General features: G+C 49.0%; 1 protein-coding gene. It reads left to right on the forward strand.

What is annotated here, in order from left to right; translation table 11 throughout:
- The coding region (locus BFP77_RS03870) for an ATP-binding protein (protein ID WP_143751839.1) at window positions 1–891 on the forward strand (891 nt) is incomplete at both ends.

Genomic DNA, 891 nt, shown 5'->3' on the forward strand with positions numbered 1-891 from the left:
TCTTCATCGGTCCAAAAGTAAGTGTCCTCAAAGCTTTGGGAGACAAGATAATGGCCAAAAAAGTGGCCGTGGCCAATAACGTTCCGATCATACAAAGTAGTGACCAAGACCTGAGCACGATGGAAACAGCACTTGGAGAAGCTGAGAAGATCGGCTATCCCGTCATGCTGAAAGCCGCCTCTGGAGGTGGTGGACGGGGAATGCGGGTCATTAGGACCGAGGGGGAACTGCGCAAAGGTTTTCCCGAAGCCAGAAGAGAGTCCTTGTCCGCATTCGGAGATGATACCGTTTTCCTGGAGAAATATGTGGAAAATCCAAAACATATCGAAGTTCAAATAGTTGCGGACTCCCATGGCAACATGGTACATTTGTACGAACGGGACTGTTCCGTGCAACGCCGCTATCAAAAAGTCATCGAATTTGCGCCCTCGTACGGTTTGTCCCAAGTGATAAAGGATAAGTTGTACGCCTATGCACTGGCCATCTGCAAAGCGGTGGACTACAATAATATCGGAACCGTGGAATTCCTGGTCGACGAGGACGATAACATATACTTCATTGAGGTGAACCCAAGGGTACAGGTGGAGCATACCGTGACGGAAATGATTACCAATATCGACCTTATCAAGGCACAACTGTTCATTGCCGGTGGCTTTAAACTTTCCGATACACAGATCAAGATCTATGACCAGGATACCGTGCAGATAGCGGGGGTTGCCGTACAATGTAGAATTACCACGGAAGACCCTGCCAACGACTTTAAACCGGATTACGGGATAGTAACCACGTATAGAAGCGCCGGTGGTTTCGGTATTCGGCTGGATGCGGGAAGCATCTATCAAGGTGTCTCCATATCGCCGTTCTTCGATTCCATGCTGGTCAAGGTCTCCG

Origin of the sequence: Maribacter sp. 4U21 (assembly GCF_002742365.1) — a bacterium.
In the GTDB taxonomy this organism is placed as follows: Bacteria; Bacteroidota; Bacteroidia; order Flavobacteriales; family Flavobacteriaceae; genus Maribacter.